Raw genomic sequence first — 26,896 nt, 5'->3', positions numbered from 1 at the left:
TACTTTGCTAACGAGGAATGGGGCATTAGCTTTTTAGCCAGATGAACAGTTCAATGGTCATTAAAATTGCCATTGTTGCAACAGTGACCGTTGGCGACATGGATGTCGCCGTCGAGCCTATAGGGATACTTCTTGTAAAATAAAAGGACGGCGTGTCACTGGGGAAACAGTGACAATTCATCCTACACACCTGACGACAAACTTATCTCGCTTTGGGGCATAAACATTGTAGAAAAAGCTGCGTACCGAAAAGAACGCTGCCATAGGCCAACTAATTGGTTACGCTTTGCTAAACGATCGCCGAAGATCAAAACCGCTTAGGCTAAATTTGTAGCCAATCTGATTTAAATCGTGCTAAAGCTTTCATCCATCAATCTATGTTGAATCAGTGCCATTTGCAGGCCCCAACAAAAATGCAAGGAATTATATGCCCACGTCTATCTTGCAAGCAGTAAAGCTCACCCGCTTCGCTTTGTTATCTATACCATTCAGTTCACACAACGTAGGCTCGATCATTTTTGGCGGAATATTGCTAGCAGTGACACCATTAATGGTAAATGCCGCGCCACAACGGGGCGTCAGCTTCCCTCCGAATGCCCAGGCTATAGAAGCCCTTATCGATTCTACTGTTAATCCTTTAATGAACGAATATGGGATCCCTGGGATTGCAATCGGGGTAAGTATCAATGGACAACAGTACTTCTTTTCTTATGGTGTCAGTTCAAAAAAGACAGGGGAAAAGGTGAATGAAAATACCCTATTTGAGATTGGTTCGATCAGTAAAACCTTTACCGCGACCCTCGCAACATACGCTCAACTTGAGGGTAAACTGACGCTAACAGATAAGGTAAGCCAATATCTGCCTGAATTAACCGGTAGCCATTTTGACCAGATCAATCTCATTCATTTAGCCACCCATACAGCGGGAAATCTGCCCATGCAGGCCCCTGATAATATAACCAATAATGCTGAGTTAATAAGCTATTTAAAAGCCTGGCAACCAGCTTATGCCGCAGGTACTCACCGCAATTATGCCAATCCCAGCATTGGTCTTCTCGGTGTGATCGCGGCAAAGCAGCTTGGTCAAGGTTTTCCTGAGGCCGTAGAGCAAACTCTCTTTCGACAACTTGGCATGACAAACAGCTATTTTATAGTTCCAACCAATAAAATGACTGACTACGCCCAAGGCTACAATAAGCAAGATCAGCCAGTACGCCTCAATCCCGGTGTGTTAGCCGATGAGGCCTACGGAATAAAAACGACGGTTGTAGATCTGCTCCGTTTTGTTGAAACCAATATGCAGCAGCATTCGGTGCCAGCAAGGTTGCAACGTGCCATTGATGCCACCCATACGGGCTATTTTGATGTCGGCATGATGACTCAAGCGATGATTTGGGAGCAATATCCGTATCCGATTGCCCTTGATAAGCTCCTCACTGGACATACTCAAGATGTAGTGTTTGGCAGTATGCCAGTGAAAGCCATTACACCACCTCAAGAGCCACAGCAAAATGTCTGGATAAATAAGACTGGCTCAACGGGTGGTTTTGCTGCGTATGTGGCATATATTCCAGCTAAAAAGCTGGCATTGGTGTTATTGAGTAATAAAAATTATCCCGTGCCGCCACGGGTAACCGCGGGTTACCAGATATTAACAGGCTTAGAAACACTGCAAAATTAATATCGCGTTATCATATTTCAGCCCAAAACCGCGCTTGCCAAAATGGAGAGGTTTTCTCTCCATTCAATTTCTCTGCTACGAATATCTCGTTATTGATCAAAACCCATGTTAACAAACGCGTTATATTGTTGACTTAAGAATCCACCCTTTATCAATTACAAAACCTGATTAACAAGATAAAAACCAAATGTAAGCTTAGTTTTACAGCCATAAAAGCATAGAAAAACTTATGGGTTGGATGAAAAAATATTCCTGAAAATCAAGACGATTAGCCATTGAACTACTCAATTTTGGGCGTAAGATGCGCGCCATTGTTCAACTGTGCTTTTTTACGGAATTATGATGTCAGGCGAAAAACCGTCTTTAATCTCATCAAAAGCGTCGGCTTCATCAGCAGGAAGTACCACTCGATTGCTCTTTATGCTGGTCTTTATGGTGGCCTGTGGACAGATGGCCCAAACGATTTTTGTGCCAGCACTCCCGCTGATTGCCCAAGGTTTAGCCGTCGATGCAAGCAAGCTACAAGCCGTCATGGCCTGTTATCTGCTCGCCTACGGTTTATGTCAATTTATCTATGGCCCATTATCTGACCGCTATGGGCGAAAACTCCCACTGTTGGTTGGTATTGGGATTTTTATGATCGGCGCGTTAATTGCCACACAAGCCACAAGCTTTAATCAGTTAATTTGCGCGAGTCTGCTTCAAGGCCTAGGCACAGCCAGTGCCGGCGCCCTGTGCCGCAGCATTCCTAGGGATCATTACTTTGGCGATAACTTAGTTAAATTTAATAGCTATGTGTCCATGGCGGTAGTGTTTTTACCCTTGGTGGCGCCCTTCTTAGGGAGCCTTGCTTCAGCCTACTTAGGTTGGCAAGCTGTTTACTGGGTGTTATTTGGGTTTGGTGTCTTTGTTTGGCTACTGCTTTGTTTTAGTTTTAAAGAGTCTTTACCAAAAGACAAACGAGAGCAACAACCAGTGTTAGCCTCCTATCGCCATGTGCTACGCCACCGCAGCTTTAGGGCATATCTATTTTCATTAATAGCCACCTTTGCGGGGATTGCCGCCTTTGAAGCCATTGCGGGTGTGCTCTATGGCCAATATTTGCAACTCTCATCTTTTATGGTGAGCTGTTATTTTGTGGCGCCTATCCCCGGCTATTTACTCGGTGCACTGGTAGCAGGAAGACAAAAACAAGCACAACGAACCGTATTTCAAGGTGTTGCCTTGCTCGGTGCTGGCGCATTGTTTATGTTGATCCCTGGGTTGTTTCAACTGGTTGTAGGCTGGAGTTTGTTGATAGGCTCAATTTTATTTTTCAGCGGCGCCGGCATGTTATTTCCGACATTAACCTCGGCTGCGTTAGAACCTTTTCCGCGTCAAGCGGGCATTGCGGGGGCTTTGCTCGGTGGTTTACAAAACTTTGGCGCAGGGCTGGCGGCATTAACCATGTCGCTCGTACCTATGGGAGGCCAGTTAAGTATCGGTTTACTGAACGCACTGATGGTGCTTTTAGTGATTGTGGCCTTACATTATGCCCGAGATCAAAATGATACCCATCAAACACTATTGCCGCAAAAAACCTGAGGTTCTCTATCAAAATAACAAAGCCCACTTACGTGGGCTTTAGTTTTTCTGATGTTTATCGATTACAGGATCCGTCTTAGTAAAAAATCTGCTTTTAATCTTCTAATACGATTCATAATCTTCTTCACCGGATCGGGATAGCTTTGCAAAGTATCCACTTGGCTATAGTGATATAACCTCTGTGTATGCTCAAGAATATGCGCTTGCTCGGCCTCAAATTGCGCCTTCCAGCTACCCGTTTCATCGTGGATCAAGAGCCCATTCTCTAAATCCAACGCCCATGCTCTAGGGTTTAGATTTGAGCCTGTGATCAAATGCTTACGCCCATCGGCACTGATACCTTTGAGGTGGTAACTGTTGATCCCATGCTTCCACAGGTGAATATTGAGCTGGCCATTATCAATCGCCCACTGCTGACGTTTGGCAAATTTACGCAGCGACTGTTCATATAAATACGGCAAGGCACCGATGGTGGAAAAATCTTGCTCAGGCGGAATATAAAAGTCATTCGCCGTTTTATCGCCGACGACAATATCAATCCGTTTGCCGTTGCGCAGATGTTTAGCTAAGGCACGGACCAAAATATAAGGAGGGTTAAAGTAAGGTGTGCAGATAAAGAGTCTATCTTTTGACTCCTCAACCATCGCAATAACCGCTTTATTCAATAAATTATGTTTACGGCCTAAGCCCAGTAATGGTGTTACCCGATTACCCGTTCGAGTTGCGTTAAACTCGTACTGTGCCTGTGACAAACGTAATTTAAAGCTGCGCACATCAGTTTTAGGCGGTAACACTTCCTGCTGCGCATCTTGAGTAAGCGATGTCACTGCTGGATCGGCAATGATATAACGTTGGATCATTGCGCGCATGCTGCGTGCAAGCTCTGCTGACTCAATCACATGGTAGCGGTCGAAACGGTATTTATCGTTTTGCTGTAGATAGATATTATTAAGACTTGCGCCGCTATAAATCACGGCATCATCAATTACAAAGCCTTTAAGGTGTAATACACCCATAAATTCACGGGATTTGACTGGTACGCCCATAATCTCGATAGGATATTCAGCTTCAGCCATCACTTTGCGGTACATCAAATAATTACCGCTATCACCCTTATGGCCAATCAAGCCACGTCTAGCACGGTGAAAATCGACCAAAATTTTGATATCCAACGTAGGATTTTTAGCCTTCGCCGTCATCAAGGCCTGTAAAATCTCCCGCCCTGCTTCATCATCTTCTAAATAGAGTGCAGCGATGTAGATGCTATTCTTGGCATTTTCGATGCGAGTAAGTAACTCTGCCTTAAATCGGCATGGCGTAAGCAACCACGTTAAAGCCTCGGGTTGAACGGCTATTCCACCAAGCTTATCTAGCAAGGCATCCTCCTTTAAACATGCTGACCACCCCGATAGGAAGCGCTTGGGGTCAGTGACAAAAACATCACAGCAATCTGTGTTAATTCTGGGTAGGCTTCTGTCACTGCCAGCCTGATTGTTTGTTCTACTTTAAGATGAATATCAGGGTCTACCGGAAACCAAAGCAATTCGATTTGGACAAAGCGCTGATCAATTCTACCATTACGGTAACTGATGCTGGGGATCCAATCTAATGTAAAACTCTCTGCTTTACCTTTACATATAGCCGCCAAAGACTGCAGTAATGTTTGGCTAAGCTCTGCAACGACTGCCTGGGGTAAGCCGCGCATACTAATATGAGGCATGGTTTTAGTGGTTACCTAAGATCCTAAAATCGTAAGGGGTAGAAATTACCGACTTCACTGCAACTCGGCAAGACTTTTCGATGAAAAGAGCGCGGCGTAACGCCTATTTTGCTGGTAATTTGAGCTGAAACAAGTCATTGGCAATAATAAGTGTAAAATTACGTCGGTTCAGCCTAAATATATACGAGCAGACATGCCGACTTCAACGACTAACCAAATACGCTTGCATTCTTTATCGGTTGTTCATTTTGCTTATCTACATAGGGTGCCCAAAATGGTAGTTTAATCACAAAATATTGGTTGCTACTAATGTAAGCGTGCCCGTTTTACGTGTTTTAGCGTAAACTAAAACGTCACCAGTCAACTCTGTAAAACGCTATGAATAAAAAAATCCTGTTAACCCTCGCACTGACTTTAGCTTTAGCGTGGGGCATTTTTCATTTTAAAGCGCAACTTGGATTACTCATTTTGCCACTTTTTATTGGCCTGGTTTTATTTGTTACCCTAAGGTTGTATCGTCTGATGGAAAAAGATGATGGCAGTCATGACCGCTAATTAAGAGAGTAAACATACAACAGACATGGAAACGTTCTCCCCATTATTCAATTTACAGCGTTCGGCAGGCATATTGCTAACGGTAGTCGCAACAGCCCTATTACCACATCAACTGTGGGCTACGACTGCAGATATTCAACATGCGATCTTGAGTCAACAAATTAATGATATTGCACCACGTCACTCGCAAATTGCGCTGCTAGCACTGGATATGGCGAACAGTAAACAGCTTTATAGCCAGCAAGCTGATACCTTGTTTATCCCCGCCAGCACACAAAAGGTCCTTACTGCCGTCACAGCATTGGCCAACCTTGGGGCCGATTTTCGTTATGTGACGGAGCTGTGGAGCGATGCACCCATTCGCCAAGGACATATTGCGGGAAGTGTCTATCTGCGCTTTAGTGGCGATCCTACCCTCACTCAAGACGATCTTAAGGCCTTGTTTGCCCACCTACAAAAACAGGGTATCAACAGTATTGACGGGCATCTTTATCTTATCGGTGATAAACAAGAGCAATTACAAGCTCCTGGCTGGGTGTGGGACGACCTCGGCATTTGTTTTGCGGCGCCGGTGTCGAGTTATATCATCAATCAAAACTGTGTTTATGGGCAATTCGTTCCAAGCTCGAGCAAGCATTCCTCTGAGGTCAAATTAAGGGTATCTAGTTTTGGGGTAAAGGTCAGCAGTGACGCGATATTCTCTCCCAAAGCTAGCCATGATTTTTGCCAGCTCGATTTAGTGCGACTTGGGCAAAATCAATATCACCTTCGGGGATGTTATCCGGGCAGTGAGGCTATTCCTCTCGCTATTGCAATAACCGATCCTGAAAAATTCGCCATGGATACGTTAACGGCCACACTCAAGGGGGAAATGTCGCTCTCGGGTAAAGTTAAAATTGGCAACGCAATACCTTCAAAGGCAAAACTTATCGCCAGTCACAGTAGTGCGCCTTTGCCGGAGTTGTTAAAGACTATGTTGCTTAAGTCGGATAATCTGATCGCCGACAGCCTGTTTAAGTTAGTCGGACAACGCTATTACAAAACCCAAGGAAATTTTACCAATGGTGCGGCGGCCATGCGCCATATCCTTAGCGATTTGGGAGTAGATTTAACCCACGCCAATATCATCGATGGTTCAGGGCTTTCTCGTTATAACTTATTGAGCGCAAGGCAATTAGCCAATGTGCTTACACTAATTTATCAAGATGCCCGCTTTCACAGCCTGATTGACAGTTTGCCCGAGGCGGGAGTCAGCGGTACGCTAAAATATCGACTGGGTTACACTCAACCACCGCTCAAAAACCGTGTTTTTGCCAAGACAGGTTCAATGCAAGGGGTTGCCAATTTAGCTGGTTTCATTCGAATACCACAGCGGGATATCTTATTTGTGGTGCTTGAGAATGGCATTAGTCCTGAAACGAAAAAACAACGCACGCCTGCGTTTAGCGCTGACTTTTTGACTCGTCTCATAACTACGGTTGAGCAACAGGCACAAACAAACCAAACATCGACTAAAGAACTCAACACGGTTAAATTAATTGACTGACAAAACTAAAAAGCACTGATAAATCAGTGCTTTTTACATCATTTATCTCACCAATCCAAACTTAGAATAATTCTGCTGGCATTGCCATAGTACTGGCATCACCCGCACGCACTTGCGCTAAATGATAATCGGCCTTAGGCAATAACTTATCAAAATAGAATTTAGCTAGGTAAGCTTTTTGCTCGGCAAAGTTTTTATCCTCTGCACTAGGGACCTTATCCAACATGGCTAGCCAATAAAAACCATATAAGCTGTAACCAAAGGCATCTAAAAAGTCGACTGCACAAGCATTGATTAACGCAGGTTGAGTCAGTTTTTGCTCATTGATCGATTCGGCCACATGGACTAAAGCATCTAAACGAGCACAAACGGCGGCAACTTTTACACCGTCGACCTGTGTAAATTCACGCATTTGTGCTTTTAATTCGGCCACAAACTCTTTTAGCGTCGCTAAGTTGTCGCCAGTGACTTTTCGACCAAGGAAGTCAATGGCTTGAATACCATTTGTACCTTCATAGATTTGCGCAATGCGGGTATCACGTACCAATTGCTCAATGCCTGTTTCACGAATATAACCATGTCCACCAAAGACTTGCTGCGCCATGATAGTCGCGTCTAAACCACGGTCAGTTAAAAACGCTTTAGCAACGGGTGTTAATAACCCCACGTAACGGGCAGCTTTAGCTTTAACCTCATCTTGGGCATATTTCGCCAAATCGAGCTGTTTGCCGGTAAATATGGATAAGGCACGTCCCGCTTCTGTCATCGCGCGGATAGTCAGTAGCATACGGCGCACATCGCCATGGACGATAATAGGATCAGAATCGCTCCCCGTGGGTGAGCCACCGGCTGCAACGCCTTGATTGCGCTCTTTAGCATAATCGGCGGCCATCTGATATGCGGCTTGTGCGCTGCCAAGCCCTTGAATACCAATAGCTAAACGTTCGTAGTTCATCATGGTGAACATACAAACCAAGCCACGATTAGGCTGGCCAATCAGATAACCCTTTGCTTCATCAAAATTCATCACGCAGGTTGCTGAGCCTTTAAGGCCCATTTTGTGCTCGATTGACCCCACGCTAACACCGTTAGCCTCACCTAAGCTGCCATCATCATTAACCGTGATTTTGGGTACGAGGAACAGTGAAATACCTTTGCTTTCTGGTAATTTTGCCAGCACTAAGTGAATGACGTTTTCAGTGAGATCGTGATCGCCACCAGTAATAAAAATTTTGCTGCCACTAATCGCATAACTGCCGTCCTCCAATGGAATAGCGCGAGTGCGAATATTACGCAGATCAGAGCCAGCTTGTGGCTCTGTCATATCCATCGCTCCAGCCCATTCACCAGAATATAACTTGGGTAAATAAGCTTGTTTTAATGCTTCGCTACCGTGGGCATTGATACACAAAGCTGCCCCCGCGGTTAATGAGCCATAAAGCGTAAACGCGTTGCAGGCACTGTAGGCCATTTCATCTACTAATACACCAAGCATTTTGGGCATGCCCATACCACCAAACTCAGGCTCACCACATAGGCCTACCCAACCACCTTCAGAATATTGCTTATATACGGCTTTATACCCCTCAGGGGTAATCACACCATTATCTTGGTGTAAAACGCCTTGCTCATCACCAGCACGGTTTAGCGGATGGATTAATTCAGCACTGATTTTTGCCGCTTCTTCAAGGATTGCATTGGCCGTATCCATATCAACCATTTCTGCAATCTCAGGTAATTGTGACCACGTATTTGGGGCATCAAAAACCTGTTCCAGTAAGAAACGCATATCTGCTAACGGGGCTTGGTAAGGATTCATTGGGAGACTCTTAAACGTAGGATTTAAACAGTTGTTTTAATTTATACCAGTTCTATACAGAAAACAATCTCATTACAAATTCACTTTGATGCTAAGCACTAATCTACGCAACATAACAGAGTGAAGAACAGGCAATAAAAAACCCTTAAGTGACCTTAAGGGTTATAGTGTAGCGAGAAGTAAACTTGGTTGTCGTCGGCTTAGCTCACGATTAACGTATTGATTACCACATTAAATCGTCAGGGATCGCATAATCAGCATAAGGGTCATCTTCGACTTCTACGGCCTTACCCGCATCCTGTTGCCACAAATAGCCGCACCATTGTGGCACCAATAGATTCACACGTTCGGCAAGCTTGTGGGGGACGAGGTAGCTCTTATCTTCGTATCGAACAATCCCTAATTGGCCTTTAAGCAATTCGGATTGAATTTTCTCATCGATATAGACAGAGTAAATTTTATTGTCGAGCGTATAGTTGAATTTGATCTCGGCATGACTTGGGATCTTGATAGCAAATTGCGTGAATTCACTCACTAATCCTCGCACTTGTCCTCGGGCCGTTGCCTCTGCAAAGCGTTGTTCATTGAGGGCTTTGTCTTTTTCAGCTTGTAAGCGTTTTTGCTCGGCAATCTCAAGTTTTAACGCGCTTGAGCCATCGTCAACCCGCGCCTTTTTATCGCGACGCTTTTGCGTTTTTACATCACGCACTTTTTGTTTACTGGCAAGTCCAGCTTTCAGTAGCTGCTCTTGTAATGCATTCGCCATGGATTTTCACCCGATTTTCTATTAAATAAATGAGTTATAACTATTTAGTTACTGCCCTTTGCTTGCTAATTCACCTAAGGCAGTCATCGCGATACTGGCACCGCCCAGTGACCAACCTCCATCGACGGGAAGGACAACACCCGTGATATAGGATGCCAGCTCAGAGCCTAAAAATAACGCTGCGTTGGCAATATCTTGCCCTTCCCCATTACGTTTTAACGGTACCGATTGTGCCACTTGTTGCTGTAGTGCAGCGCTCGGCGCTAAACGATTAAAGCCTTCGGTGCCTGTAATCGGGCCTGGAATAATGGAGTTAATTCGAATGCCTTCACAGCCCCATTCAATAGCTAAGGTTCGCGTCAGCATGTCAACCCCCGCTTTTACCGCACAAACATGGGCCTGCATTGGCATCGCAATCGATGCCTGTGGCGCAGAAATTTGAATAATATTCCCCTGTGGGCGACGCAGTAAAGGATAAGCTGTTTTCAGTACTTGGAAACTGCCCAATAAATCAATATCCATTACGGCTTTAAAACCATTCGCCGAAAGCTTAGCGGCAGTTGCAGGGAAATTGCCCGCAGCGCCGCTCACCAATACATCAATAAAACCAAATTCTGAGGCGATGGTTTCAAAGCCCAGTTCTACTGCGGCTAAATCCCTGACATCAAAACTCACCCCAAGATGGATCCCATCTGGATTCGCCTGTTTGAGCTGTAATACCGCAGCATCGACTTTATCTTTGCTTCGACTCGCCACCGCCACATTAGCTCCCGCATGGGCAAACGCAATGGCAATTGCGAGGTTTATACCACTGGTACCACCGACAACGACAACATTCTTACCCTGATAATTAAACATCGTAGTATTGAGCATGGACGTTCTCCGTGAACGGTTAAAGTTTGTCGCGAATACGAACCTTAACAGCTAAATAGTGTGCTGTTCAGTATACTAAAGCAAAGATTGGTGAATCGCCTGCAGCGCAGCCAGAGGATCTGTCGCCTTAGTGATCGGACGACCAATCACTAAATAATCAGAACCGGCAGCAAGCGCCTCAGGCGGCGTCATCACACGGTGTTGGTCGCCAACCTCACTACCCACAGGGCGAATGCCGGGTGTAATAAGTTTAAAGTCTTGACCTAATAAAGACTTAAGCACGCTCGCTTCTTGGGCTGAACAGACAACACCATCAAGTCCGGCCTGTTTAGTCAATTTAGCTAAACGCTGAACATGCTCAAATGCTGGCACATCAATGCCGACGAGCTTCAGATCGTCATCGCTCATAGAGGTTAATACCGTCACAGCAATCAGCATTGGCGCCTCGTTACCGTAAGGCTGCAAAGCCTTTTTCGCCGCTTCCATCATCGCTAAGCCGCCACTGGCATGGACATTCGTCATCCACACACCAAGTTCCGCTGCAGCAGCAACCGCTTTCGCAACCGTATTAGGGATATCGTGAAATTTTAAGTCGAGGAAAAGATCGAAGCCACGGTCATGGATGTCTTTAACTAACTGCGGGCCGAACAGGGTAAACATTTCTTTGCCAACTTTCAGGCGGCACATGTTGGGATCGAGTTGATCTATCAATTGTAAAGCGTGGTTTTTATTATCGTAATCAAGCGCTACGAGGATAGGTTTAGTCGTCATCATCTCTCCAACAGGGTTACACTAACTAGATATTTAAAGAAGTTATTCACCGTCCAAGCCTCTGATCCGTTTAATGGTGCCCCACTTTTTGCAAGAAGGACAATGCCAATATAGTGTATGGGATGGGAAACCACATTCTTTACAGCGGTAGCTTGGCCGGAATTTAATTTGTTGCTCAACAAGTTGCTCAAGCATCGTCAAACTTTGTTTAGCTTGCCCTTCTTCTGCTTGGCGTAGATGCATTTGCATTAAGTGCTGAAACCCCTTCATGGTCGGATGGCGATAAAGCGCATCGAGCACCATGTTTTCAGCAGCTTTAATCTCATCAAGGCTTATCATATGTTGGGCAAGCGCCACCACTACGGATGCGCCAGCACCTTCAGCCATAGCGCCAGCTAATAACTCTTGATAGCCCTCTTTATCTTGAGTATCGCGATATACTTCTTTAGCCGTCGGCAGTGCATCAGCAAAAAGCTCAATATCGGCCTTTTTTAATGCTATCAGCATGGATTTACACTGACTGTAATCCTTCGCATCGAGAAATTTTTTGGCAAGAGTCAATAAGGCTCGGCCACATTTGGGATCTTGTTTTAAGGCTTGTTGCAGTAGCTTGACCTTCTCAGAATCATCACTGGTTTCATCGGCAAGTTGGCAATAAAAATGGGCAGTTATCGGTTTGAGTACGAGTTGACGTTTACGGCTTAAACGTTTGGTGATATCGATGGCTTTTTGCCATTCCTTTATCACTTGGTAAATCGCAATCAGCTGAGTTTCAGACTCTTCACTGTGGTCATCTTGACTCACCAAATTCAGAAAAATTTCCTCGGCGCGGTCGTAAAATCCCGCGGCAAGATAGTCTTTGCCCAGCTCCATCATGGCGATATCGCGCTGCTCATTGGTGAGCGTAGGACGGGCAATTAAGTTTTGATGGATACGAATCGAGCGGTCAACCTCACCACGCTTACGGAATAAGGAACCGAGGGAAAGATGGGTGTCGATGGTTTCATCGTCTACATCAAGCATACTGATGAACAAGTCGACCGCTTTGTCCGACTCGTTAGACAATAAGTAATTTAAGCCGGTGAAGTAATCACGACTTAATTGTTTACGCTGATTGCTCTGATTTTGCCTTATGCTCCGCCGCCCCATATACCAACCGTAACCGGCAGCAATAGGAAGCAACAGGAAGAGGATCTCAAGCATATTAGGCGTCTACACCTTGAGGTTTTTTAGCAGTTTGAACCGTTAATTTCTTTTTCGTTGCCGCTAAAGCCAATTTAAGTTTAACAATATAATAGCTCGCTACCAGCCAACTAAGCATAAAGCCTGCAAAGAAAACAATCGCTAACACAACGGGTAAACGGTACTCCCCTTGTGCCACAAAGTAGCTGATTGTCACGACTTGTTCATTACGTGCGCCAAAAATCAAAGCCACTATAAATAACAGTGCCACTAGGACTGTCGCTACAAAAGATTTCACGTCGCACTCCCTTAAACGCCTTTCAATTTTCTGATTATCCAAGAAATTTACTGAGCTGACCAGCTTTGCCTTACATTAGATATAAAAAAGCCCCCTTGCGGAGGCTTTTTGCAATGCGGTCAATTAAACATTGACAGCGTCAACGCGTTCGCGCAGTTCTTTGCCTGGCTTAAAGTGCGGGACGTATTTGCCTTCCAATTCGACGGATGAACCCGTCTTTGGATTGCGGCCAGTACGCGGCGCACGATAATGAAGCGAGAAACTACCAAAGCCACGGATCTCAATACGATCACCGCTTTCTAATGTTGATGCCATTTGCTCCAACATCTCTTTGATTGCGCCTTCTACCTCTTTCGCCGACAGCTGCGACTGCCTGGTGGCGAGTTTTTCGATCAGTTCGGATTTTGTCATCCTAGCTATCCCCTATTATCAAGCCAAACACAGTCACCTAATGGGGAGAAAATCTCCCCATACAACAGGCGATTATTTGCGAGCTGCTTTAAACGCTTCAGCCATTGCATTACTAATAACAGCGTCTTCTTGTTTATTCAAGGTCGCCATTACTTCTTTTTCTTCAGCTTCGTCTTTCGCTTTGATTGACAGGCTGATAGAACGGTTCTTACGGTCAACACCCATGAACTTAGCTTCGATTGCGTCACCTACTGAGTAAACAGTAGATGCATCTTCGATGCGCTCACGGCTGATGTCAGCTACACGGATGTAACCTTCAACAGTGTCAGCCAGTTCAACAGTCACACCTTTAGCATCAACAGCAGAAACAGTACCGTGTACGATAGTACCTTTCTTCTTGTCAGCTAAGTAAGCGTTGAATGGGTCGTCTTCAGTTTGTTTAACACCTAAGCTGATACGCTCACGCTCTGGGTCAACAGACAGAACCACTGCGTGGATTTCGTCGCCTTTCTTGTACTCAGATACTGCGTCTTCACCAGTGCCGTTCCAAGAAATGTCAGACAAGTGAACTAAACCATCGATACCGCCGTCAAGACCGATGAAGATACCGAAGTCAGTGATTGACTTGATCTTACCAGAAACCTTGTCGCCTTTGTTGTAACGAGTTGCGAAGTCATCCCATGGGTTGGTCTTACATTGCTTCAGACCTAGAGAAATACGACGACGCTCTTCATCGATGTCCAGAACCAGAACTTCAACTTCATCACCTAAGTTAACCACTTTAGATGGGTGGATGTTCTTGTTAGTCCAATCCATTTCAGAAACGTGAACTAAACCTTCAACGCCTTCTTCGATTTCAACGAAACAACCGTAGTCAGTCAGGTTAGTTACGCGACCAGTTAACTTAGTGTTTTCTGGGTAGCGCTTGCTGATTTCTAACCATGGATCTTCGCCAAGTTGTTTCAGACCTAGAGACACACGAGTGCGCTCACGATCGTACTTCAGTACTTTAACGTTGATTTCGTCACCAACGTTGACGATTTCAGATGGGTGCTTAACGCGTTTCCATGCCATATCAGTGATATGTAACAGACCGTCAACGCCACCTAAATCTACGAATGCACCGTAGTCAGTCAGGTTCTTAACGATACCTTTAACTGCTTGACCTTCTTGCAGGTTTTCTAACAGTGCATCACGCTCAGCGCTGCTTTCTGATTCGATAACTGCACGACGAGAAACAACAACGTTGTTACGCTTCTGGTCTAGTTTGATAACTTTGAATTCTAATTCTTTGTACTCTAAGTGAGCGGTGTCGCGAACTGGGCGCACGTCAACTAGAGAACCTGGTAAGAAGGCACGGATACCGTTTAATTCAACAGTGAAACCGCCTTTCACTTTACCATTGATGATACCGATTACAGTTTCAGCATCTTCGTAAGCTTTTTCCAGAACGATCCAAGCTTCGTGACGTTTCGCTTTTTCGCGAGACAGTTGAGTCTCACCGAAGCCGTCTTCAACAGAGTCAAGAGCTACGTCAACTTCATCACCAACAGCGATTTCTAAAACACCTTGAGCGTTTTTGAATTGTTCAGCTGGGATTGGGCTTTCAGACTTCAGACCTGCATCAACCAGAACCATACCGTTTTCGATAGCAACTACAGTACCACGAACGATAGAGCCTGGACGGAATTCCAGAGTTTGAAGGGATTGTTCAAATAGATCAGCAAAAGATTCAGTCATGTTTAAGTTACTTTAATGTAATAAACCACAGTCAATCCTAGACGTGGAGTCAGTCAAATTATCCGTATCATCCTTAATACGAATACCTACCCGAGCAATAATTTTAGTTAGTGCTGGATAATTTTTGCTTGATAAAGTTGAGCGCAAGCTCCAGCACTTCATCAATACCTTTATCGCTTGTATCGATAACGAGCGCATCCTCGGCTGGGACCAATGGTGCCACAGGACGATTCATATCGCGGTCATCACGTTCGATAATTTCAGCTAAAAGGCGCTCGATATTAACATCGAAGCCCTTGTCCTGCAACTGATTATAGCGTCTTTGAGCCCGCTCTTGTGCAGATGCCGTTAAATATAATTTAGCCGATGCTGTTGGGAAAACTACCGTCCCCATATCGCGGCCATCGGCGATCAATCCCGGTGCCGTTCTAAAGGCTCGTTGGCGACGCAATAAGGCTTCCCTAACACGGGGAAACGCCGCCACTTTAGAGGCAGCATTTGAACATTCTTGGGTACGTATCGCTGTGGTGACGTCTTCACCTTCTAAGATCACTTGAACGGGGTCTTTCTCATTGCCCGTTAAAAATTTCACATCGAGGTGTGAAGCTAGCAAGGTGATGGACTCTTCATTTTCCAATTCTACGTCGTGATGAATGGCAGCTAGTGCAAGTACTCGATAAATTGCACCACTATCAAGCAGTTGCCAACCTAGATGCTTAGCCAATAATTGGCTAATTGTCCCTTTACCAGCACCACTTGGGCCGTCGATTGTGACTACAGGAGCCCGTTCAGACATACATTCCTCCGCAAAAAATAATCATCATCCGTGAGTTCATAAGTAGAGCCCCGAAAATGAGCGCGCCGCATTGTACAATAATATACAAATAAAATCCGTGGATTTTTTATGAAGTTTAGAAGCCGCTCAAATGCGGCTTCTTTTGTTTGATATGGTCAGAAGTCAATCTGTTAGCTGAAAACGTTAGGCCTTCAGACTGGCAAATTGAGCAAAATAGTCAGGGAAGGTTTTCGAGGTGCAGTCAGGATCGTTAATAGTGATCCCGCAATCGGCAAAGGCCAGCATGGAGAAGCACATGGCCATGCGGTGATCGTTATAAGTGTCAATCTCTGCGGTATTCAGTACTGCTGGCGGCGTGATTTGAATATAATCATGTCCCTCTTCGACTAACGCGCCGACTTTACGCAGCTCAGTTGCCATCGCCGCCAAACGGTCGGTCTCTTTAATGCGCCAGTTATAAATATTGCGAATGGTGGTCGTGCCCTTAGCAAACAAGGCGGCGGTAGCAATGGTCATCGCCGCATCGGGAATATGATTCATGTCTAAATCAACCGCAGTTAACGGCGCGCCACGGGCAATAATATAATCATCGCCCCACTCAATATCAGCGCCCATTTTTTCCAGCACATCGGCAAATTTCACATCGCCTTGAATGCTTAAACGGCCAACACCAGTGACTTTCACCTCACCGCCTTTGATGGCACCCGCCGCTAAAAAGTAAGATGCGGAAGAGGCATCCCCTTCTACTAACACTTTACCCGGTGACACATACTGCTGCCCGGCGGGGATTTCAAAGCGGGCATAGTCATGGTTAATCACCTGAACGCCAAACTGCGCCATCAAGGCTAAGGTAATGTCGATATAAGGTTTTGAAACCAGTTCTCCTTTGACATGAATATTCACACTGCCCTTAGCGAGGGGGGTAACCATTAACAGCGCCGTTAAGAATTGGCTAGACAGATCGCCAGCAATTTCTACATCGCCACCGTTAAGCCCGGTTGCATTGATGGTCAGAGGCGGAAACCCTTCATTCTTAAGGTACACAATATTCGCGCCCAATTGTTTTAGGGCATCGACCAAGTCACCAATGGGACGCTCTTCCATGCGGGGCTCGCCGGTTAAGGTAAATTCGCCACGCCCTAAGGTCAGCGCAGCGCACAATGGGCGCATAGCCGTGCCCGCATTGCCTAGAAACAGCGTTTGCGCAGTATCCGCCGAGATAGCACCACCTAAACCAATAAGCTCGCAGACAGTATTATTTTGCGATAAGCGGTATTCAACTCCCAACTGCTTTAAAGACGCCAACATATGACGAATATCATCGGAGTCGAGCAAATTGGTTAGCGTGGTGGTGCCTTTGGCTAAGGTCGCCAATAATAATGCGCGGTTAGAAATGCTTTTTGAGCCCGGAATGTTGATCTCACCGCGGACTTGCACAACAGGTTCAAGACGTAATTGCTTCATGAATAAATCTTCTTTCTCTTTGGGCGTGATTGATGTCATCACGCGAACTGAATAGGCTAATGGCAACTTCACGCTACAGAACGTCAAGTTTACGTTACTAATAAAAGGAGATTGGGGACCTTGTTGGTGCTTCGTCGTTATAAAATTACCGATAGTGACGCAGGATTCAACCGTTTTTTACTAAAAAATGGCTTTTGAAACCGGAAATTTACTCAAGTCAGCCTAAAAATAACAAAAATACTAAATATAATGGGTGAAATTGTGATCTAAACGGTTTTTCGGCAGGCTTTTTTGCCAGACTAATTGGTCTCTAAACACCATTTTTACTTTAAAGTTTTCATCTATTCACGTTATCCTAGGTTTCAATCGATAAATCACGCACATCCTATGTGATTCATGCTGTCGCTTAATAACTAGAAAGGTAGATGGAGCTATGTTTAACTCACTCATCGCAATGCCTGCGGATCCGATCCTCGGCTTGTTGACCCAGTACCGCGAAGACACACATCCACAGAAAGTAGACTTAGGTGTCGGTGTTTATAAAGACCCCGCGGGAAACACCCCCATTCTCAATTGTGTAAAAAAAGCCGAGAAATTTCGTTTAGAAACGGAGACGACAAAGGTCTATATCGGTCCAACCGGCTCGCCTCAGTTTAATACCCTGATGACAGAGTTAGCCTTTGGCAGTGATCATAGCGCGATTATCGCTAACCGTATTCGTACTGTTTCAACGCCTGGCGGTACGGGTGCTCTGCGTGTTGCGGGTGACTTTATTAAGCGCTGCAATCCGAATGCGGTATTGTGGGTAAGCGATCCTACATGGGCTAACCATACCGGTTTATTCGAAGCTGCTGGGATCACAGTTAAAACTTATCCCTATTATGACTACGATAGTAAATCATTGAAATTTGGTGAGATGCTTGCTGCATTATCGCAAGTGAGTCCTGATGATGTAGTGTTATTTCACGCCTGCTGCCATAACCCAAGTGGGATGGATTTGACCACTGAGCAATGGGACAAAGTGGTTGCCCTCACCAAGGAGCAAGGTTTTACCCCGCTTATCGACATGGCCTACCAAGGTTTTGGCGATGGTGTTGATATTGATGCCTACGGCGTGCGTAAAATGGCTGCAGCCGTTGATAATATGATCCTGTGTAGTTCATGCTCGAAAAACTTCGGTCTGTACCGTGAGCGTATTGGTTCCTGCTCTGTGATTGCCAAAGATGCCAATACCGCCAATATCACGCAATCTGTACTGCTTTATGTGGTTCGCTGCCTCTACTCCATGCCGCCAGCCCACGGCGCGGCGATTGTTGAGACGATTTTAGGATCAAAAGAATTAACTCAAGAATGGCTTGATGAGCTCAAAGTGATGCGCGATCGCATCAATGGTAACCGCGCGATTTTAGTTGAAAAACTCAAAGCCAATGGCGTTGAGCGCGATTTTAGCTTTATCGCTCGCCAAAAAGGCATGTTTTCCTTCCTTGGAGTTAATCCTGAGCAAGTGGCGCGTCTACAGAAAGAATTTAGCATTTATATGGTAGGGTCAAGCCGCATTAGCATAGCAGGCATTAGCGAAGACAATGTGGATTACTTAGCTAAGTCGATTGCCAAAGTGCTTTAAATACAAGTGCTTTAAATACAAGTGCTTTAAATACAAGCGATTTAGTACTTTTTAACCATCTAGTTACTCTGCTGTATTCTCTATCTAGGATCCAGCAGAGTTATCTATCGCTTGTAAATATTACACTCGTCTATTTAGTTTGGATTGACGAGTCTTCCTTTTTCGTTCCCCCTAAAAAACCTCATAAGCCACGTCATCCTCACCCTTTAAGCATTTATTTTCAATCGTAAAACCCTATTTGAATGATGTTGACTCCACGGTCTTATCACAATAAACCGCACGTTGTGATCTCAATCGGCGGATTTCCATTTTATCAATCGGGGCTACGGTAATTTTCACTTTTTAAAGCCAAATCTGCTGAGTAGATTAATCGTCATTATTGAACTTGTGGGTATTCCGCCATGTTATTACAAGATAAATTAATACAAATCGTCACGAGCCCGCAGCTTTCACCTAAGCAAAAATCTAACTATTTAGCGTTGGAGGCTGAGGCAAGTTTGCCCTATATGCCGATATCGACTGAGGTTAACGCGGCAATGAATGACGGCGTGATCTGCGATATGTTTGAAGGCCATGCACCGTTTAAACCGCGTTATGTATTGCCAGATTATGCCCGTTATCTTCAGCAAGGCTCAGAATATTTAGAGCTTTCACCTGCACAGGATTTAGATGAAGCCCTCAATGCCTTAACGATTCTGTATCACCATGTGCCATCGGTGACCAATATCCCCGTGTATTTAGGTCAGTTGGACGACATTTTGATGCCTTTCGTGGAAGGAATGGATGCGGATGTCCTTTATCGTAAACTAAAGCTGTTCTGGATAATGCTCGACAGAACCCTGCCCGACGCCTTTATGCACGTTAATATTGGCCCAACAGACAACATTGTTTGCCGTACCCTACTGCGCATTGATGCCGAGCTCAAACAAGTTGCCCCCAATTTGACCTTTATGTATGACCCCGCCGTCACGCCGGATGAATTATTGCAGATTGCGGCCACCAATATTTGTCAGTGCAGTAAACCGCATATCGCCAACTATCCTCTGCATGCCAGTGTATTTGACAAGCGCGGCTTTGGTATTGTGAGTTGCTACAATGCCTTACCATTAGCAGGCGGCGCTAATACCTTGGTTAGACTCAATCTGAAAGAAGTGGCATTAAAAGCCACATCAATCAATGACTTTTTTGAGCGTGTTTTGCCCTATTACTGCTCACTCACCTTCGAACTTATCGAGGCGCGCTCAGCATTTTTACATCAAGAGTCGCACTTCTTTGATAGCTTTTTAGTTAAAGAACAATTGATTGATGAATCGCGCTTTGCACCCATGTTTGGTATTTATGGTATGGCTGAAGCGGTGAATATTCTGCAAGCTCTGATGACAAGTGAGACAGACAAATCATCTGAATCAAACAAACCCACAGGCTATGGGCATAGCATGGATGCAAACCAACTTGGCTACCGTATTTCTGCCGCCCTCGATACCATAGTAAAATCCACGCCCGTCACCTATGGCTATCATGGACGAGCGCTGCTGCATTCACAGGGCGGTATTAGTCTCGATAAGGACGTGACACCCGGCGTTCGTATTCCCTATGGTACAGAACCCAATCCCATCGCTCATATTCAAGCCCTCGCGCAGCATCACCAGTATTATACGGCGGGGATTAGCGATATTTTGACTATCGATGAAACTGTCAAATCGAATCCTCAAGCCATGTTCCAACTGTGTAAAGCGGCACTGGAGTTAGGCTTTAGGGAATTTACTGCCAATGTGGCCTCTAACGATTTAATGCGCGTCACTGGCTATATGGTAAAACGCTCAGATATTGAAGCATTTAAACAATGCGGATCGCGCCTTAATACCACGGGTTTAGGAGCAGAAGCCGCACAGAATACCGGCATATTGCAACGCCAAGCACGCGTTGTTGCCCATGAGCACTCTCCCTGTGTTGTTAACTAAACCGGTCATAAATAAACAGGCAATTGTCAGCCAACTATTGCCGTTTTCCTGCGTCGACGGGCCTGGCAGCAGGCTCGTGTTATTCTTGCAGGGCTGCAACTATCAATGTAAGAACTGCCATAACCCACATACCATCGGCTTATGCGATGGCTGTGGCGATTGCATTGCCACCTGCCCTGACAAGGCACTGACATTGATAAACGCTAACAATAAGCATCAGATCCATTGGGATAAAGACCGTTGTAGCCAGTGCGATACTTGTCTTGCTGTGTGTCCAAAACAAGCCAATCCCAAAGTCACCCGATATACTGTTGAAGAAATCTTGGCGATTCTTCACCATCAGCGTCACTTTATTAATGGCATCACGGTGAGCGGCGGCGAAGCAAGTCTACAACTGCCATTTATTATTGAATTATTTAAAGCGATTAAGGCCTCAACGTCGTTATCACAGTTAACCTGTATGCTTGATACCAATGGCAGTTTGAGCCTCACTGGCTGGCATAAACTGCTGCCATTTTTAGACGGCGCTATGGTGGATCTTAAAGCGTGGCAACGAGATACCCATAGATACATTACCGGGCGAGATAACCATACGGTGTTCAAATCCATTGAACTCTTGGCGCAGCAGCAAAAACTGTATGAAGTAAGGTTGCTGCATATCCCAGGTATTACGGATTTTGAACAGGAGATAGACGCGCTATCTTGCTATTTACTGACACTCGGTGCCGATACGCGGGTGAAATTAAACGCCTTTCACCACCATGGCGTGGTTGATGAGGCGTTAACTTGGCCAAGTTGCACTCAAACCGATATTGAAGCCTTAGCAGGCTCCCTTGCCCAGCGAGGCTTAACAAATATCGTGTTACCGTCCATCTACCTTTAACGGCTACAAAGCAGGATCTGCTCGTACAGCCAGCGTAGCGCGGGATCCTTCTTACTTTGTTTATGCCAAACGAGACTATAAGCCACTTTTCCATATTCGATGGGTAACGGTTTCACGGTTAAGCCTTTGGCTTGGCTCGCGATAGATGCCCAGCGGCGCGAGCAGGTAAACAGCAGCTCACTGTGGTGACACATTAACGCCGCGCTGCCAAAGTCTGGCACTGAAATCGGTACCGCACGTTTTTTAGATTGCTGAGCGAGTAAAATATCAAAATAGGGCGTGCTTAGGTCCGTATCTGTGATGCCTATATGGCTGTAGCTTAGGTAGTCATCAAAGCTGATATGCGATTGTTTTGCCAAGGGATGTGATGAGTTCATTAGGCAAATCATTTCATCGCTAAACAAGGTTTCCCACACTAGATCATCTTGCGAAGGATTAGGCTGACTCAAATCATGGGGTAACAGTACAAAATCTAACGAGCCATTAATGAGTCCATCAAAACCAATATTGTCTTTGCTGTAAATATCGAGATGAATATGGGGCGCCAAACTCAAAATATGGGCGCTAAGTTTGGCGGCCAGCAGTTCAAAGGTGCTTTCACGCATTGCAAACGAAAAACGCCCTTCATAGTTTATTGGGGTAAACGCATCTTGACTCATGATCTGATTCATATCATTGATCATTTGTTGCACGCTTGGGCCTAATCGTTTGGCTAAAGGTGTTGCAACCAGTGAATTACCATTACGGTAAAACAGTTCATCATTCAAACTGTCTCGAAGCTGACTTAAGGTTTTACTGACAGATGAAGGGCTTAAGCATAAGCGCTCAGCGCTGGCGGTAACGCTCAGAGTATCGAGCATCACATGTAAAGTGATTAAGTGCTTCATACTAATACGCGAAAGCTTGGCTAAATCCATCAGTGGTTTCCTGCTAATTTATCTTATGGTAAAAATCAAAATATCAATTTTTAATCATGATAAACAATAAGATAAAACTTACCCAATAGATAGCTAAGTATATTGGCCTGTTATGCGTGCCGGCTCACAGGCTTGCTCGGTACAAGTGCCTAACCAAATCCTGCCAACAAAAAAGCGAATGCATATGTGCATTCGCTTTTTGCGTATAACAGCTTAAAACTTATGTGCTCTAGGGTGAGCGCGGACTACATCTTGTGATGTTTAGCTGCAAACTCATTCATAAATGTCACCAGCGCGGCAACACCTTCCAGTGGCATTGCATTGTATAAGCTTGCACGCATACCACCGACAATTCGGTGTCCTTTTAAAGCCACTAAGCCCGCCGCTTCGGCCTCTTTTAAGAAGGCGCCATCGAGGGATTCATCCGCCAGTTGGAAAGTCACGTTCATTTGTGAGCGGTTCGCCGCGACGACACCATTTTTATAGAAAGGATTGGCATCGATACAGGCATACAGCATTTGCGCTTTTTGCTGATTGATTTTCGCGATACTGGCCACACCACCTAAGGATTTGAGCCAGGCAAACACTTCAGCCGCTAAGTACCAGGCAAATGTTGGTGGCGTATTGAACATAGAATCATGCTCTACCGCTAAACGATAATCCATAATGGATGATTGAGTTAAACTCGGCAGTTTCAACATATCATCACGCACGATCACAATGGATAAGCCCGAAGGACCAATGTTTTTCTGTGCGCCAGCATAGATTAAGCCATAACGGCTGACATCAATTTCACGAGACATAATGGTAGATGATAGGTCGGCGACAATCGGCCATGGACTGTCTAACTCATCAAAAATTTCGATACCATCAACTGTCTCATTTGGGCAGTAGTGCACATAACGGTAATCGGCATCAATGTTATGCAGATCAGGCAGCACTACTGCATTGAGTCCATTATGTTTTTCAACAATGTTAAGGCTATCAATTTGCGCGTCGCCCGCCAGCTTTTGGGCTTCGGCTAATGCCGCAGAAGACCATTGACCACTGACTAAATACAGGGCTCGGCCTTGATTGCCTAAAAAATTATTCACAACGGCAGAGAACTGACCGCGACCACCGCCGTGCATAAACAACACATGATAGTTTTGTGGAATGTGCATCAGCTCGCGTAAATCTGCCTCAGCTTGCTTGGTCAGCGCGATAAATTCCTTACCTCTGTGGCTGACTTCCATCACGGAGACACCTAGCCCATTCCAATCGAGTAATTCCTGTTGTGCTTTTTTCATTACCGCTGCGGGTAACATCGCAGGACCTGCACAGAAATTATAAATCGCGCTCACTGCCACTCTCCTTATTTACAAACCATGATATTAGAATTCATAAAATAAAACGTTGCCATGAAAAAAACGAGCGTCCAATTGGACGCTCGTTTTTATGCTTTCGAATTAGTCTTCGTCTTGCTCGTCGTCAAGCTCTTCATCTTCGTCTAATTCTTCTTCCAGTTCATCCTCTTCCTCTAAAGGCCCTTGTTGAACAGAGTCACCTTCAGCGACAACTGGGACGATTGGCATACCGTTTTCATCCAGCTCGACGTCATCTTCGTCGCCTTGGATCTCATCAATACGTTGCAGACCAACCACTTTCTCATCACTTGCAGTACGGATAATGGTCACACCTTGCGTATTACGGCCGATGATAGACACACCGTTCGCCGGCGTACGGACTAAGGTACCTTTGTCGCTGATCAGCATGATTTCATCATTGCCGCCAACTTGTACCGCGCCAACAACTGCACCGTTACGCTCACTCACCTTGATCGATACCACACCTTTGGTCGCGCGGCTCTTAGATGGGTATTCAGACAGTTCAGTACGTTTACCATAGCCGTTTTCAGTCACGGTTAAGATAGCGCCATCGCCCTTAGGTACGATGAGAGACACCACTTTTTGGCCTTCTTCAAGCTTGATACCGCGAACACCGGTCGCACCGCGGCCCATTGGACGCACGCCCTTGAAGTTGATTTGTGGATTGCCTTCTTCATCCAGCACTGGGTTGCCGTTTTCATCGAGTACGGCAACTTCTTCGCCTTCTTTAAAGCGAACCACTTTACCTTCGTTCGAGAACAGCATGATCTCATCATCACCATTGGTGATATCGACACCGATCAGTTGGTCACCGTCTTTGAGGTTAACAGCGATAATGCCGTTAGCACGTGGGTTGCTGTAAGCTGTCAGCGCAGTCTTCTTCACGGTACCGTTAGAGGTCGCCATGATAATGTACTTATCTTCGGCGTATTCACGCACTGGCAGAATCGCCGTAATGCGTTCGCCATCGGCCAGTGGCAGCAAGTTAACAATCGGACGACCGCGCGATGTCCGGCTCGCCAGCGGTAACTGATAGACCTTGAGCCAGTACATCTTACCGAAGTCTGAGAAGCACAGAATCGTATCGTGGGTGTTGGCAACCAGCAGTTTTTCAACGAAATCTTCGTCTTTCACCTTAGTGGCGGCCTTACCCTTACCACCACGGCGCTGGGCTTGGTAATCGCTAAGCGGTTGGTACTTGGCGTAACCTAAGTGTGACAGAGTCACAACCACGTCTTCTTCGTTGATTAAGTCTTCAAGACTCATATCAATTTCGTTGGCGTTGATCACCGTGCGGCGGGCATCGCCATATTCAGCAAGAATTTCTTCCAGCTCTTCTTTGATCACTTCCATCAAACGCTCAGGGCTGCGCAAAATAAACAGCAGACCTGCGATGAACTCGAGCAGCTCTTCGTATTCAGCGATGATCTTATCGTGCTCAAGACCGGTTAAACGGTGTAAACGCAGCTCTAGAATCGCCTGAGCCTGTTGCTCAGTCAGATAATATAAGCCGTCACGGATACCGAATTCTGGCTCTAACCATTCAGGACGCGCCGCATCATCACCCGCTTTTTCAAGCATGCCCTGTACATGACCGAGCGCCCAGCCCTGCTCAACCAGTTTGACTTTAGCGTCTGCTGGCGTTGGCGAAGCTTTGATCAGCGCAATAATCGGGTCGATGTTGGCCAGCGCGACCGCTAATGCCTCAAGAATATGGGCGCGTTCGCGCGCTTTACGCAGTTCGAATACGGTACGGCGAGTCACCACTTCACGGCGGTGCAGGATAAAGCATTCGAGCATTTCTTTTAAGTTGAACAACTTAGGCTGACCATTGGTCAAAGCCACCATGTTGATACCAAAAGAACATTGCATTTGTGTCTGGGCATAGAGGTTGTTCAGAACAACTTCGCCCACTTCGCCACGCTTGATTTCGATAACGATGCGCATACCGTCTTTGTCAGACTCATCGCGCAGGCCGCTAATACCTTCAATCTTCTTATCTTTAACTAGCTCAGCGATTTTCTCGATGAGTTTCGCCTTGTTCACCTGATAAGGAATTTCGGTGACGATAATACGTTCACGGCCATTGTCTTCGGTTTCGACTTCAGCCAGCGCACGCATAACGGCGCGGCCGCGGCCCGTTTTATACGCATCGATAATGCCCTTACGGCCATTGATGATCGCCGCCGTTGGGAAATCAGGGCCAGGAATATATTCCATGAGCTGTTCAATCGACAGCGCAGGATCGGCGATCAGCGCTAAACAGCCTTTAACCACTTCAGTTAAGTTGTGTGGTGGGATGTTCGTCGCCATACCCACCGCAATACCCGATGAACCGTTAATCAACAGGTTAGGTACGCGTGTCGGTAATACCGCAGGAATTTGTTCTGTGCCGTCGTAGTTTGGCACATAGTCAACGGTTTCTTTTTCAAGATCGGCGAGGAGCTGGTGCGCTAACTTATCCATGCGGATTTCGGTATAACGCATTGCCGCGGCAGAGTCACCGTCAACCGAACCGAAGTTTCCTTGACCGTCGACTAAGGTGTAACGCAGTGAGAAAGGCTGAGCCATACGCACGATAGTGTCGTATACCGCCGAGTCACCATGGGGGTGATATTTACCGATCACGTCACCGACCACACGGGCAGACTTTTTGTACGGCTTGTTCCAATCGTTCTTCAATTCACTCATGGCAAACAGCACGCGGCGATGTACAGGCTTAAGGCCATCACGCACGTCTGGTAATGCACGTCCTACGATGACGCTCATGGCGTAATCAAGGTACGAATTCTTTAGTTCGTCTTCGATATTAATTGGCGAAATAGATGATGCCAGATCAGTCATAAACTGCTCGTTCCCCTGAAAATTAGCCGACAACGCATAATCCGTATCATTGAGCGGCCCAAAAACGTGATTTGGCATTCTAACACAGTTATTT

At 45.7% G+C, this 26,896-nt stretch carries 22 protein-coding genes; 7 read left to right on the top strand and 15 right to left on the bottom strand.

Going from position 1 to position 26,896, the window contains the following annotated elements:
- The first annotated feature begins 550 nt into the window (after positions 1-550).
- A complete protein-coding gene (gene ampC / locus KXJ80_RS13110; RefSeq protein ID WP_256931133.1) occupies positions 551-1,681 on the top strand; it encodes a class C beta-lactamase in 1,131 nt (376 codons plus the stop codon).
- A 339-nt stretch (positions 1,682-2,020) separates the two neighbouring features.
- Positions 2,021-3,265: a multidrug efflux MFS transporter EmrD gene (emrD, locus tag KXJ80_RS13105; RefSeq protein WP_218738489.1), complete on the top strand. Its 1,245-nt coding sequence runs from the start codon at positions 2,021-2,023 to the stop codon at positions 3,263-3,265.
- 62 nt (positions 3,266-3,327) lie between these two features.
- Here emrD and pssA read toward each other — a convergent pair whose 3' ends face one another.
- A complete protein-coding gene (gene pssA / locus KXJ80_RS13100) occupies positions 3,328-4,641 on the bottom strand; it encodes a CDP-diacylglycerol--serine O-phosphatidyltransferase (RefSeq protein ID WP_218738490.1) in 1,314 nt (437 codons plus the stop codon).
- Positions 4,642-4,652: 11 nt separating this feature from the next.
- The gene (locus KXJ80_RS13095; RefSeq protein ID WP_011072371.1) at positions 4,653-4,985 is read right to left on the bottom strand and encodes a tautomerase family protein; all 333 of its coding nucleotides are present in this window, start codon (positions 4,983-4,985) and stop codon (positions 4,653-4,655) included.
- A 378-nt stretch (positions 4,986-5,363) separates the two neighbouring features.
- On the opposite strand from KXJ80_RS13095, the gene KXJ80_RS13090 reads away from it, so the two are divergent.
- Together KXJ80_RS13090 and dacB are read left to right on the top strand one after the other, a co-directional pair.
- The gene (locus KXJ80_RS13090; protein ID WP_037418920.1) at positions 5,364-5,540 is read left to right on the top strand and encodes a hypothetical protein; all 177 of its coding nucleotides are present in this window, start codon (positions 5,364-5,366) and stop codon (positions 5,538-5,540) included.
- A gap of 25 nt (positions 5,541-5,565) precedes the next feature.
- Positions 5,566-7,086 carry a D-alanyl-D-alanine carboxypeptidase/D-alanyl-D-alanine endopeptidase gene (gene dacB, locus KXJ80_RS13085; protein ID WP_218738491.1) on the top strand — a complete coding sequence of 507 codons (1,521 nt, stop codon included), beginning with the start codon at positions 5,566-5,568 and terminating at the stop codon, positions 7,084-7,086.
- A gap of 61 nt (positions 7,087-7,147) precedes the next feature.
- On the opposite strand, the gene KXJ80_RS13080 is transcribed toward dacB, so the two are convergent.
- The 10 genes from KXJ80_RS13080 to aroA form a co-directional block, all read right to left on the bottom strand.
- Positions 7,148-8,905: an acyl-CoA dehydrogenase family protein gene (locus KXJ80_RS13080; RefSeq protein ID WP_037428085.1), complete on the bottom strand. Its 1,758-nt coding sequence runs from the start codon at positions 8,903-8,905 to the stop codon at positions 7,148-7,150.
- 223 nt (positions 8,906-9,128) lie between these two features.
- Positions 9,129-9,671, bottom strand: a complete 543-nt coding sequence (locus KXJ80_RS13075; RefSeq protein ID WP_037428086.1) for a DUF2058 domain-containing protein — start codon at positions 9,669-9,671, stop codon at positions 9,129-9,131.
- Between the two features lie 48 nt (positions 9,672-9,719).
- Positions 9,720-10,544, bottom strand: a complete 825-nt coding sequence (locus tag KXJ80_RS13070; RefSeq protein ID WP_259474443.1) for an SDR family oxidoreductase — start codon at positions 10,542-10,544, stop codon at positions 9,720-9,722.
- A gap of 75 nt (positions 10,545-10,619) precedes the next feature.
- Positions 10,620-11,315, bottom strand: coding sequence for an orotidine-5'-phosphate decarboxylase (gene pyrF, locus KXJ80_RS13065; protein ID WP_259474821.1), 696 nt, complete (start codon positions 11,313-11,315; stop codon positions 10,620-10,622).
- Positions 11,316-11,357: 42 nt separating this feature from the next.
- On the bottom strand, positions 11,358-12,518 hold the full coding sequence (lapB, locus tag KXJ80_RS13060; RefSeq protein WP_259474442.1) for a lipopolysaccharide assembly protein LapB: 1,161 nt from the start codon (positions 12,516-12,518) through the stop codon (positions 11,358-11,360).
- Between the two features lies 1 nt (position 12,519).
- Complete coding sequence (locus KXJ80_RS13055) at positions 12,520-12,795, bottom strand: LapA family protein (RefSeq protein ID WP_037418900.1); 276 nt, start codon at positions 12,793-12,795, stop codon at positions 12,520-12,522.
- A gap of 123 nt (positions 12,796-12,918) precedes the next feature.
- Complete coding sequence (gene ihfB, locus KXJ80_RS13050) at positions 12,919-13,206, bottom strand: integration host factor subunit beta (RefSeq protein WP_037418898.1); 288 nt, start codon at positions 13,204-13,206, stop codon at positions 12,919-12,921.
- A gap of 72 nt (positions 13,207-13,278) precedes the next feature.
- Positions 13,279-14,946 carry a 30S ribosomal protein S1 gene (gene rpsA, locus KXJ80_RS13045; RefSeq protein ID WP_011072381.1) on the bottom strand — a complete coding sequence of 556 codons (1,668 nt, stop codon included), beginning with the start codon at positions 14,944-14,946 and terminating at the stop codon, positions 13,279-13,281.
- A gap of 103 nt (positions 14,947-15,049) precedes the next feature.
- Positions 15,050-15,742, bottom strand: a complete 693-nt coding sequence (gene cmk / locus KXJ80_RS13040) for a (d)CMP kinase (RefSeq protein ID WP_037418896.1) — start codon at positions 15,740-15,742, stop codon at positions 15,050-15,052.
- A gap of 183 nt (positions 15,743-15,925) precedes the next feature.
- Positions 15,926-17,206 carry a 3-phosphoshikimate 1-carboxyvinyltransferase gene (aroA, locus tag KXJ80_RS13035; RefSeq protein WP_047537813.1) on the bottom strand — a complete coding sequence of 427 codons (1,281 nt, stop codon included), beginning with the start codon at positions 17,204-17,206 and terminating at the stop codon, positions 15,926-15,928.
- A 433-nt stretch (positions 17,207-17,639) separates the two neighbouring features.
- Here aroA and KXJ80_RS13030 point away from each other — a divergent pair, with 433 nt between their 5' ends.
- From KXJ80_RS13030 to KXJ80_RS13020, 3 genes are all read left to right on the top strand, one after another.
- Positions 17,640-18,830: an amino acid aminotransferase gene (locus KXJ80_RS13030; RefSeq protein WP_259474441.1), complete on the top strand. Its 1,191-nt coding sequence runs from the start codon at positions 17,640-17,642 to the stop codon at positions 18,828-18,830.
- Positions 18,831-19,231: 401 nt separating this feature from the next.
- On the top strand, positions 19,232-20,791 hold the full coding sequence (locus tag KXJ80_RS13025) for a YjjI family glycine radical enzyme (protein WP_259474440.1): 1,560 nt from the start codon (positions 19,232-19,234) through the stop codon (positions 20,789-20,791).
- Positions 20,763-21,674: a YjjW family glycine radical enzyme activase gene (locus KXJ80_RS13020; RefSeq protein WP_170919386.1), complete on the top strand. Its 912-nt coding sequence runs from the start codon at positions 20,763-20,765 to the stop codon at positions 21,672-21,674. Before KXJ80_RS13025 ends, KXJ80_RS13020 begins: the two co-directional genes overlap by 29 nt.
- On the opposite strand, the gene KXJ80_RS13015 is transcribed toward KXJ80_RS13020, so the two are convergent.
- From KXJ80_RS13015 to gyrA, 3 genes are all read right to left on the bottom strand, one after another.
- A complete protein-coding gene (locus KXJ80_RS13015; protein ID WP_037418889.1) occupies positions 21,671-22,591 on the bottom strand; it encodes a LysR family transcriptional regulator in 921 nt (306 codons plus the stop codon). The genes KXJ80_RS13020 and KXJ80_RS13015 overlap by 4 nt on opposite strands.
- 245 nt (positions 22,592-22,836) lie before the next feature.
- Entirely contained in the window at positions 22,837-23,934 is a 1,098-nt protein-coding gene (gene serC, locus KXJ80_RS13010) for a 3-phosphoserine/phosphohydroxythreonine transaminase (RefSeq protein ID WP_069454979.1), read from the bottom strand.
- Between the two features lie 105 nt (positions 23,935-24,039).
- A complete protein-coding gene (gyrA, locus tag KXJ80_RS13005; protein ID WP_259474439.1) occupies positions 24,040-26,802 on the bottom strand; it encodes a DNA gyrase subunit A in 2,763 nt (920 codons plus the stop codon).
- Positions 26,803-26,896 lie beyond the last annotated feature (94 nt).

It is taken from the genome of Shewanella xiamenensis, assembly GCF_024971755.1.
Taxonomy (GTDB): domain Bacteria; phylum Pseudomonadota; class Gammaproteobacteria; order Enterobacterales; family Shewanellaceae; genus Shewanella; species Shewanella xiamenensis.
Note: the sequence above shows the minus strand (reverse complement) of the source record. Positions and strands in the feature narration are given on the sequence as shown.

Excerpts from the sequence above, each read along its gene's own strand:
- aroA (WP_047537813.1), bottom strand. The coding sequence starts at position 17,206 with ATGAAGCAATTACGTCTTGAACCTGTTGTGCAAGTCCGCGGTGAGATC.
- KXJ80_RS13015 (WP_037418889.1), bottom strand. The coding sequence starts at position 22,591 with ATGGATTTAGCCAAGCTTTCGCGTATTAGTATGAAGCACTTAATCACT.
- ampC (WP_256931133.1), top strand. The coding sequence starts at position 551 with ATGGTAAATGCCGCGCCACAACGGGGCGTCAGCTTCCCTCCGAATGCC.
- gyrA (WP_259474439.1), bottom strand. The coding sequence starts at position 26,802 with ATGACTGATCTGGCATCATCTATTTCGCCAATTAATATCGAAGACGAA.
- KXJ80_RS13075 (WP_037428086.1), bottom strand. The coding sequence starts at position 9,671 with ATGGCGAATGCATTACAAGAGCAGCTACTGAAAGCTGGACTTGCCAGT.
- KXJ80_RS13020 (WP_170919386.1), top strand. The coding sequence starts at position 20,763 with ATGAGCACTCTCCCTGTGTTGTTAACTAAACCGGTCATAAATAAACAG.
- KXJ80_RS13025 (WP_259474440.1), top strand. The coding sequence starts at position 19,232 with ATGTTATTACAAGATAAATTAATACAAATCGTCACGAGCCCGCAGCTT.
- KXJ80_RS13095 (WP_011072371.1), bottom strand. The coding sequence starts at position 4,985 with ATGCCTCATATTAGTATGCGCGGCTTACCCCAGGCAGTCGTTGCAGAG.
- KXJ80_RS13080 (WP_037428085.1), bottom strand. The coding sequence starts at position 8,905 with ATGAATCCTTACCAAGCCCCGTTAGCAGATATGCGTTTCTTACTGGAA.
- lapB (WP_259474442.1), bottom strand. The coding sequence starts at position 12,518 with ATGCTTGAGATCCTCTTCCTGTTGCTTCCTATTGCTGCCGGTTACGGT.
- pyrF (WP_259474821.1), bottom strand. The coding sequence starts at position 11,315 with ATGACGACTAAACCTATCCTCGTAGCGCTTGATTACGATAATAAAAAC.
- emrD (WP_218738489.1), top strand. The coding sequence starts at position 2,021 with ATGATGTCAGGCGAAAAACCGTCTTTAATCTCATCAAAAGCGTCGGCT.
- cmk (WP_037418896.1), bottom strand. The coding sequence starts at position 15,742 with ATGTCTGAACGGGCTCCTGTAGTCACAATCGACGGCCCAAGTGGTGCT.
- rpsA (WP_011072381.1), bottom strand. The coding sequence starts at position 14,946 with ATGACTGAATCTTTTGCTGATCTATTTGAACAATCCCTTCAAACTCTG.
- KXJ80_RS13030 (WP_259474441.1), top strand. The coding sequence starts at position 17,640 with ATGTTTAACTCACTCATCGCAATGCCTGCGGATCCGATCCTCGGCTTG.
- KXJ80_RS13090 (WP_037418920.1), top strand. The coding sequence starts at position 5,364 with ATGAATAAAAAAATCCTGTTAACCCTCGCACTGACTTTAGCTTTAGCG.
- ihfB (WP_037418898.1), bottom strand. The coding sequence starts at position 13,206 with ATGACAAAATCCGAACTGATCGAAAAACTCGCCACCAGGCAGTCGCAG.
- KXJ80_RS13070 (WP_259474443.1), bottom strand. The coding sequence starts at position 10,544 with ATGCTCAATACTACGATGTTTAATTATCAGGGTAAGAATGTTGTCGTT.
- dacB (WP_218738491.1), top strand. The coding sequence starts at position 5,566 with ATGGAAACGTTCTCCCCATTATTCAATTTACAGCGTTCGGCAGGCATA.